Origin of the sequence: Floridaenema aerugineum BLCC-F46 (assembly GCF_041929345.1) — a bacterium.
GTDB classification, from domain to species: Bacteria; Cyanobacteriota; Cyanobacteriia; order Cyanobacteriales; family Aerosakkonemataceae; genus Floridanema; species Floridanema aerugineum.
Genome location: NZ_JBHFNQ010000074.1, coordinates 1 through 9162 on the forward strand (window position 1 = coordinate 1; position 9162 = coordinate 9162).

Annotated in this window: 8 protein-coding genes and 1 pseudogene; 5 read left to right on the forward strand and 4 right to left on the reverse strand. The window is 37.0% G+C overall.

Annotation, left to right across the window (positions count from 1 at the left end; translation table 11 throughout):
- Nucleotides 1-386 precede the first annotated feature (386 nt).
- From ACE1CC_RS09665 to crtW, 3 genes are all read right to left on the reverse strand, one after another.
- A complete protein-coding gene (locus tag ACE1CC_RS09665) occupies nt 387-632 on the reverse strand; it encodes a ChaB family protein (RefSeq protein WP_413270254.1) in 246 nt (81 codons plus the stop codon).
- Between the two features lie 156 nt (nt 633-788).
- Nucleotides 789-1262: a TspO/MBR family protein gene (locus ACE1CC_RS09670; protein ID WP_413270255.1), complete on the reverse strand. Its 474-nt coding sequence runs from the start codon at nt 1260-1262 to the stop codon at nt 789-791.
- Nucleotides 1263-1409: 147 nt separating this feature from the next.
- Nucleotides 1410-2198 carry a beta-carotene ketolase CrtW gene (crtW, locus tag ACE1CC_RS09675; RefSeq protein ID WP_413270256.1) on the reverse strand — a complete coding sequence of 263 codons (789 nt, stop codon included), beginning with the start codon at nt 2196-2198 and terminating at the stop codon, nt 1410-1412.
- Nucleotides 2199-2448: 250 nt separating this feature from the next.
- Between crtW and ACE1CC_RS36760 the strand changes: the two are divergent.
- Nucleotides 2449-2577: pseudogene (locus ACE1CC_RS36760) on the forward strand (SDR family NAD(P)-dependent oxidoreductase); the annotation flags it as partial.
- A 232-nt stretch (nt 2578-2809) separates the two neighbouring features.
- On the opposite strand, the gene ACE1CC_RS09685 reads toward ACE1CC_RS36760, so the two are convergent.
- Nucleotides 2810-6163, reverse strand: a complete 3354-nt coding sequence (locus ACE1CC_RS09685) for a PAS domain-containing protein (RefSeq protein WP_413270258.1) — start codon at nt 6161-6163, stop codon at nt 2810-2812.
- Between the two features lie 301 nt (nt 6164-6464).
- Here ACE1CC_RS09685 and ACE1CC_RS09690 point away from each other — a divergent pair, with 301 nt between their 5' ends.
- The 4 genes from ACE1CC_RS09690 to ACE1CC_RS09705 all read left to right on the forward strand — a co-directional run bounded on the left by ACE1CC_RS09690 (nt 6465) and on the right by ACE1CC_RS09705 (nt 9105).
- A complete protein-coding gene (locus ACE1CC_RS09690) occupies nt 6465-6734 on the forward strand; it encodes a GlsB/YeaQ/YmgE family stress response membrane protein (RefSeq protein WP_413270262.1) in 270 nt (89 codons plus the stop codon).
- A 586-nt stretch (nt 6735-7320) separates the two neighbouring features.
- Nucleotides 7321-7962, forward strand: a complete 642-nt coding sequence (locus tag ACE1CC_RS09695; RefSeq protein ID WP_413270259.1) for a DUF488 domain-containing protein — start codon at nt 7321-7323, stop codon at nt 7960-7962.
- Nucleotides 7955-8401 carry a DUF488 domain-containing protein gene (locus ACE1CC_RS09700; RefSeq protein ID WP_413270260.1) on the forward strand — a complete coding sequence of 149 codons (447 nt, stop codon included), beginning with the start codon at nt 7955-7957 and terminating at the stop codon, nt 8399-8401. The genes ACE1CC_RS09695 and ACE1CC_RS09700 overlap by 8 nt, the downstream gene beginning before the upstream one ends.
- Entirely contained in the window at nt 8389-9105 is a 717-nt protein-coding gene (locus ACE1CC_RS09705) for a dual OB domain-containing protein (protein ID WP_413270261.1), read from the forward strand. Before ACE1CC_RS09700 ends, ACE1CC_RS09705 begins: the two co-directional genes overlap by 13 nt.
- Nucleotides 9106-9162: the final 57 nt, after the last annotated feature.

Genomic DNA, 9162 nt, shown 5'->3' on the forward strand with positions numbered 1-9162 from the left:
CACCTTCCCAGCAATAAGTTTAGTGATAACGTAACGCACCTTCCCAGCAATAAGTTTAGTGATAACGTAACGCACCTTCCCAGCAATAACTCTGAGTTATTCAATAAGTTTAGTGATAACGTAACGCACCTTCCCAGCAATAAGTTTAGTGATAACGTAACGCACCTTCCCAGCAATAACTCTGAGTTATTCAATAAGTTTAGTGATAACGTAACGCACCTTCCCAGCAATAACTCTGAGTTATTCAATAACATAACGCACCTTCACGCACCTTCCCAGCAATAAGTCTGGAAGCCTGGGTAGTGGGAAGGTGCGTTACACTGGCGTTAACGCACCCTACAGAAAATGTAAATAAAATTTGGCACAATCGGCTGTTTTTTTGTTACTTAGTTACCGCCCGAAGTAACAGGTTTGTAATGTATACCTGGTTCTTCTGGCTTCTTGTGCCATTTGCCATCTTGACCTTTTTCAAAGTTTACTCCCAAACTATTCCAAGCTACATTCATAGCAGATTCTTCATCCATTCCATTTTCGTAGGCGCTATTGAAAGCAGCTAGAAAATATTGTTCAGAACCATCAGCTAATTGTTCTCTAACTTCAGGCGATAAGTCATCGATTTGTTTCACAGCCATAAATAACATCCTCTTTTTATTTCACTACTGGGATCATCATAAAAAGCAGAGCTTACAATTTCTTCATCCCTGGAGGTAATTATGCTATTTATTTAACTACCTCTAAGGTATGATTAGTAAATTAACAATCACACTCAGCGACTTAAAATTAAGTGATTAAGCTGCTTCTGGATTGAGTTGAATCATTTCCCAAGTAGTATATGTGCCAACAGGACTCCACAGCAAATAAGGTACTAATAAAGCAGCAGCTAAACCAGAAATAGGCCAAATTAAAAGTGTTAGTGAAACAGCTAAAACAAATCCCACTGCTCCTAATATCAAGCCAACTTTTAAGCTTCTTAGTCTTAGCGTCATGGGGATATAAGCCACTGTCACTACTTCTAAGATTAGGTAAAGTGCCATGAGTAGCCAAGTTTTTAAACTACCCGGATCTTTTTCCCAAACTAAAATAGCTGACCCTGCACCACAGACAAAAATGAAAGTCCAAATAAAAGGAATAGCAGGTTCAAAAACTAACCATTGAGGTCGGCGTAATTCCACTCCCCAAACTGTATCACGCGGTCTCATCAAAATAGTACCAAGGGCAACTATTAAAGTTATGCCTCCAATTACCATCCAAGATTGAAGCATTTTTCCACCTCTGAGAATGCTATATATTTTTTATTTGCAATCATCCTGACAAGCAAAAAAATAAGTTTAATCAGTCTTGAGTATGAAGATCTCAAAACTGATTATTTTGGATTTTTTTGCTGAGTTTAATTATTTAAAATTAGTCACCTATTTTTGATAAACTTCTGGTAATTTCCACCAAGGAAGATGAGGGTGATCGTGATGTTCTTTATGGTAGCCAAAATGGTAACAGGTAATGAATGACCAGAAAGGTGAAAGGTTATTACTTGTTGCTCTATGTTGATTTGTATATCCTTCTTTTGGCTCTCGGTGGGTGAGGTAAGTTCCAAAATAAAACAATTGTAATGAGCTTAAAAGTGAGGGAACGATCCAAAATAAAACCAAGTTTATTTTAGCTATATGTAACCCTTCGGCTAGCAACAAAAACACTAATGCTAATCCTAAAAGTTGCTTCCAGTTGGAGTAACCTTTCATAAAGTGGAAATACCAACCAAAAAAGCTTTTATGCACCCGATCGTGATAATCTGGGTCAAGTTCAGTTGCCGGATAACGGTGATGTAACCAATGCTTTTTCAGTAAATCTTTATAGTCAAATAAACCGTATAAAAATACTGCGATCGCTCCGAGCGAATGGTTAATTTTAAGATTGGCAGGGAATACTACACCGTGCATGGCATCATGAGCAGTGATAAACAGACCTGCGTAGAGGAAGGTTTGCCAAAATATAGCAGGTATAAGCCATAAAAACTGTAGTTTTCTGATATCAATAGAAAGTAGTATTCCTAAATTAATTGCCCATAATGAAAGAATTACAGCTGCAATAATAATTCCATAAAAATTAGCTATGCTCCGAGAAATTGATAGACCAGAAAAGTTAGCTTCTCTACTTTTACTACTGTTATTAAAAGCCGATAAATTGGTGACTTCAGTCGTCATTTTACATTACTTAACAATTACTTTTCGATTCTAACTGTCAAAAATTTTTCTTTGCTCTGTCTACAGTTCTAAAAGCCTTACACTTCTGAGGGTAGATATTTCTAGATTATAAAAAATATAAAAAATCCTGTAGGATACCTAAAGAAAGTAGAAGCTTAAATCAGCAGTCAAAATCTGAGAAAAGTGAGAATATTTTCACAATTCTGTTTACCAAGCTGAGAGATAACCCAGCAGATTTTTAGACAAAATTATGACTGAAACTGTACTAATTACAGGTGCTTCTCTAGGCATTGGTAAAGCAACAACTGAATTATTTGCTAGTAAAGGATACAATGTTGTACTAGCAGCACGTCAGGCCGATCGCTTACAAAAATTAGCTAAATTACCTGGAGGCCAAGTTAAAAGTTCGGCATCAACGGCATTTTCTAAGGCTTTAACATCTGGTAATCGAGATTCTTTTTTTAATAACTTCTTCCGCAGAGCAGTTTACGAATCATTTTATTGAAGCGAATTTTTTCTTTAACAAAATCTATCTAAAGCAGGGATTTTTATTCATAAATAATGTATCTTCCTACACTAGGCATCTATATAAAGGATGAAATTTTCTTGATTTAGGAATTATTAACTAACTTTGCTACAAGGGCAATCAATTCTACTGGTTCAACTGGTTTAGCGAGATGTTTTTGAAATCCGGCTTTCAGGGCTTGTTGCTGATTAAATTCACCTACATAAGCGGTAAGTGCGATCGCGGGAATTTGGCTAATTTTTTGGTTAGGGTGATTTCTAACTTCCTGTAATAACGTATAACCATCAATTTCTGGCATTCCAATATCACTTAATAAAATATCGATTTCTGATTGGGTTAAAACTTGTAATGCCTCTTGAGCGGAGGCGACAGGAATTACTTCGGCACTTGCTTGTTCTAGCAGTGTGACAATTAATTCTCGCGTATCTTCTTGATCTTCGACAACTAAAGCTCGCACACCATTTAAGTTAGTTTTTAAATCTGGCTTTTTGGTTTCTAATTTTGCCTCTGAGCTAGCAGGTTTTACTGGTAATTGAACTGTAAAAGTAGCTCCTTTACCTTCACCTTGACTATCTGCTTGGACAATTCCTCCATGTAATTCTACTAAATGGCGTACAATTGCTAAACCTAAACCTAAGCCGCCAAATTTGCGAGTTGTACTGCTATTTTCCTGACGGAAGTAATCAAAAATATAGGGAATGAAATCAGCTTTAATTCCTTTACCAGTATCGCTGACTCGAATTAATATAAAGATACCAATTTGCTCTAACTCAATCTCTACTTTTCCGCCATTGGGTGTAAACTTCACTGCATTGGAAAGCAAATTCCAAATTACTTGTTGTAATCGATTTGGATCGCCAGAAATTAAGCTAACATTTGATTGAAACAAAGTTTTAATTTGAATTGATTTTGCTTCTGCTGCTAAACGTACTGTTTCAATTGCCGCTTCCACGATAGTTTTTAAGTCAACAGAACAAACATTGAGTGTGAGTTTACCTTGAAGAATGCGGGAAACATCTAATAAATCCTCGATTAATTCAGTTTGTAATTTAGCATTGCGCTCGATCGTTTCTAAAGCGCGATCGGTAGTTTTTTGATCGAATTTGCGACTTCGCAGTAATTTTGACCAACCGACAATCGGATTTAAAGGCGATCGCAATTCATGGGAGAGAACGGCTAAAAATTCATCCTTAATTCTGTTAGCTGATTCCGCTTGAGTACGCGCATTTTGTTCGGCTTCATATAACCGAGAATTTTCGATCGCGACCGAAGCCATCTGCGCCAACTGCACTAAAATATCTGCATCTGCTTCGGTAAAATCGCCAGAATGTTTATCAGAAAGTTGAATCACTCCAATATTTACTCCATCTCTTCTAATTAATGGTGCAACTAATAAACCCCGCATTAGTGGATGTTTTTCCATTTCTTGATTGAATTCAATCCATTTAGGGTCTAGAATTAGTTCGGTTTCTGTCATTCTTAAAACTTGATTCATCTGGCGAATTTGCGGATAGATTTGGCAGATATCAAAGTTAGGTTGGTAATCTTGCCATTGAGCATATTTATCAGAAAAAGAAACAACATGAATTGGTTTTCGCCAATTTCCTTCGATCGCCATAGTTGTAATTGATTGATGAGCACCAATAATTAATCGCGCTTGTTCTGTTACTACTTGCAATACTTGTTCAATTGACAATACAGAATTCATTGCTAATGATGCTTCCGTTAAACCGCGTAATTGACTTGCTCGTAGTTGCACATCACCTAATAATTGATTGCGTTCCGTGATATCAGTTGCTACAGCAGTTGCAATCCAACAATTTAACTCTGTTTCATATCGAGAAGTCATGATATCGGAAATCCAACACCAAGTTCCATCTTTATGTTGAAATCGATATTCCATTGAATTAGTCCGACCAGCAAAGATATCTTGATAACGATTAGGAAGCAACGAAGCTAAATCTTCTGGTAATACTCTTGACATCCAAAGATGAGGATTTTCTGTTAATTCTGTGGCGGTAAAACCAAAAACTTTTTCACAACCTGCGGAAAAATATTCATGTTCCCAACTACCATCAGCATATACTCGGTAACTGATAATAGCAGCGATCGCACTGTTCAGAATATCATTAAGTTTAGCTTGGGAACATCGTAAGGCTATTTCTAACTTTTTGCGATCGCTAATATCTGTAGTAGTCCCCACTACCCGCACTGGATGTCCCTGACTATCTTTAATGACAAAACCCTGGTCTATTACATACAAATATTGATTATTTTTACAGCGAACTCGATACTCAACTTCATAACGATTTTGACTAACTAACTGAGAAATTACTTTCTCCTTTGCCGGGGATAAATCTTCGGGATGAATCAAACTAGACCACCAATCTCGCGTTGGTTCTGCTTCTTCAGGTAAATAGCCAAAAATGCGTGTTAAACCATCAGTTCTTTGGACTAAATTTGTTGGCAAATCCCAATCATAAATTAAACAATTTACAGCCGCTGCTGCTAATTCAAAACGCTCTTTTTGCGCTCGCAACTCCGATAAAGCTTGCTTACGTTTAGTAATATCATAAGCAGTACCGAGAATTTGTCTCGGTGAACCATCAGCATTTCTATTGAATACAGTTGCCCGACCACTAAACCAACACCACTCACCATTAGCTCTTAGCATCCGATATTCGAGTTCTAAAATTACTCCTTCTGGAAGTGAGTGAAACTGCTCGATATGGTCAGGAAATTTAACTAAATCATCGGGATGCACTAATAGAGGAAATAACATCTCTCCCATTTCTTGAATTTGTTCTGGCCTATATCCCAACAAGTCAGTAATTTGCTGATTTACATAAACATTCCGATTCTCTACTAAATCATAAATATATAAAATTCCCGGAATTGTATCAATTATTTGCTGTAACAAACGTTGACTTTCTTGCAATCGCTGCTCATTGAAAGAAAGCTGTTGAAGCACATTCTGAGTAGTTTCTCTACAAGTAACAAATATTCCCCCCACCTGAGCACTTTCATCTCGAATAGGCGCATAAGAAAATTTCAGATAAACTTTTTCTGGGTATTTATTGCCATATTTGAAAATTTGCATATTTTCCGGTAAGTCAGCTTTGCCAGTTGCTCTCACTTTTTCTAACATTGAACCCATTGCTGACCACATCTCCGGGCAAACTTCAGCAAAAGGTTTTCCTAAAGCTTGGGGGTGTTTTTCTGCCAAAAAGGGGATGTAATTATCGTTGTATAGCTTAATGAACTGAGAACCCCAACATATAAAGATTGGATCAGGGGAATTGAGCAAAATACTCACCGCAGTCCGTAAACTTTGCGGCCAATTTTCTACTATACCTAAAGGAGTATTCCCCCAGTCAAAACTTCGCATTAAAGCTCCCATTTCTCCACCACCAGCAAAAATATCTTCAGGAACATTCATTTTCTACTTCTCCAATTTCTATCCCTGATAGTTCACAATAATTTTCTTGGATTGACTAAAATTTACCCTTCTCCACTGCCAGTTTACTGCTTGTAACAGATTGCTTATTCTTTCTCTGTTTGGTTGCGATGAATCACGAAAAAATACAGCAGACATAGTTTTTTTATTTTCTGTTCAACGAGTATACCAAAAGATTTATTCCCATATAAAAAATCAGTTTATATCGGATGGCAGATGGGTTAGGCAAATTGTTACTGATAGATTGTAAATGTCAAAAGAAGAGGATAAAAAGAAAATTACCATGAATATTCTTGCTTGGATCATTTTAGGATTGATTGCTGGTGCGATCGCTAAAGCTATTTATCCCGGACACCAAGGCGGTGGCATTCTCGGCACAATTTTACTAGGTATCATCGGCGCTTTTGTTGGTGGAAGTTTGGCTAACTTATTCACTACAGGGACTTTAGCTCTAACCTCCTCAAGTTTAAGTATTGTTGGCGTTATTGTCGCTGTTTTAGGTGCAATTGTTGCCATCTTCTTGTGGAACCTGTTCACTCGCAGTGCTGCATAACTGACTTTTGGTTAAAGCCCTTTGAATTTGGCTTCCATGAATTTTTTTTGCGCTCTAAAATTCGGGCTCAAATTGTCGCTGCTTGCTTAATCCGTGCAGCGCTTTTGAGCCTAGATACCATTAAGATAACATAAACAAACCAAATTTTTCCACTAAATTTGGTTCCAAATTTTCCTCATTAATACTAATAACTAATGAGTGATAAAATCCCGAAAATTAATGATAGCGAAGTCTGAATTTTACTTAGATGACTTCACCAGATAGTTATTGATATTTTTTTCCCCCTAGTATTAACCTGCTGAAATATTAGCGATCGTGATTTGCCGATCGCCTAATTTAGACTGCTCATCGGGATAACCCTTGTAGAGACGTTGTATACAACGTCTCTACAATCTTTGAAAAGAAATGTCTATGGGATAATTGAAGATTGAGATTTCCTAAAAATTAGCTGCGAATGCTGGCAGTAGATTCTAAAAGTGGAGTTGTTGAAGCGATCGCACTTTTTAACTAATATTTTGAGTTTTCCCCAAAAAATAGTATAATTATCACAATACATTTGCCAGAATGTATAGAAATTATAACGCTAATGAATCAACTATTTACTATAGGTCATTCAAATCTTAATATTGAAACCTTTATTTCCTTAACAAAACAACACGGAATTACCGCAGTAGCCGATGTGCGTTCTCACCCCTACAGCCGCCGTTTCCCCCACTTCAGTCAACCCGCCTTAAAAACATCATTATTAAATGCCGGAATAAACTATGTTTTTTTAGGTCGAGAACTAGGCGCAAGACCGGAAGATTTAAGTTGTTACGACATTACAGGAAAAGCTTTGTACGAAAGAATCGCCGCAACTAACTTATTTGCCACAGGAATTCAGCGTTTACTTAAAGGCGCAGAAACTTACAAAATTGCCTTAATGTGTGCCGAAAAAGATCCTATTACCTGTCATCGGACCATTTTAGTTTGTCGCCAACTGCGAAAGTTTGACTTACAAATTAATCATATTTTATCAGATGGCAATTTAGAAACTCATCAGCAACTAGAAACCAGACTTTTAGGCAAATTTAATAAAACCGAAGATCCAAATCAACCAATTCAACTAACTTTATTTGAATTAGAACCTGACAAACCAGAAGCGATCGACATCGAAGCAGCTTATAATCGTCAAGGCAATGAAATTGCATACATCAAAACCTCACCAAACAGCAACGAAAATGAGTAAAGAAATTAACCTATTTACAATTGGCTTCACCCAAAAAAGCGCCGAGCAATTTTTTGAAACATTGCTGAAATCTGGAGTGCGAAAAATCATCGACACCCGCCTAAATAACGTTTCCCAACTAGCAGGTTTCACCAAGCGCAAAGACTTAGAATATTTTCTCCAGAAAATCGGCAATATCGAATACATCCATATTTTAGACTTAGCACCAACAAAAGACATCTTGGACGCATACAAAAAGAATGGCGGAGATTGGGAAACTTACGAAAAACAATTCTTAAATTTAATCGAACAGCGACAGATCGAAAAAACAGTTACTCCCGAAATTTTAGACTGTGGATGTTTGCTTTGTAGCGAACCAAAACCACATCATTGTCATCGCCGCTTAGTTGCCGAATATTTAAAGGATAAATGGGGAAATGTAAAAATATGCCATCTGTAACTCGAATAATTTGCCTTGCTAATTCATGGAAGCGCGGCGAAAGGTGCATCGCCGGAATTACTACTATTAAAGGACAATGGATTCGTCCAGTTTCCGATTTACCTGTTGGCCAAGTTACCAAAGAAATTCGACAAATTGGCGGAACAGAACCAGCATTATTAGATATTTTACAAATTCCGTTAGCGAAAACAGGCCCAGACTACGGTTTTGAAAGCGAAAACCTTTCAATTTTACCGGGTAAATGGCAGCGAGTTGGACAATTTCCCGCAACTTATTTGCTGAAATATTGCAGCAATGAAGAATATATTTTGCACAATGATTTGAAATATGTAGAAGTCCCATTTTTGCAATCATTACCATTTCCTCAGCGACGGACTTTACAACTAGTAAAAGTAGTAGAATTTTACGTTAGACCTTTGAAAGCAGTATACGAAGGAAGCCAAAAATGGGAAGGGACAATTGTCACCGAAAATCATCAAAGACTGACTACAAGTATTACAGATCCAGTGTTTGTGCGAAAATTAGACTTAGGCTATCGTCCGAAAAATCATTGTTTAGTAACAGTTAGTTTAAGTATGCCTTGGCGACCGGAAGATTGGGAAGGTGGCGATCCTTGTTGGAAATTAATCGCTGGTGTAATCGAATTACCTGATTCAGAAAATCAAAAAATAGAGGTAAATAATGATGATGAAATCCCCTTTTAGTACGTTGTTGGGGGGGAGAGGGAAAGAAAAAAAAAAGAAACACAAAAAAAAAAAAAA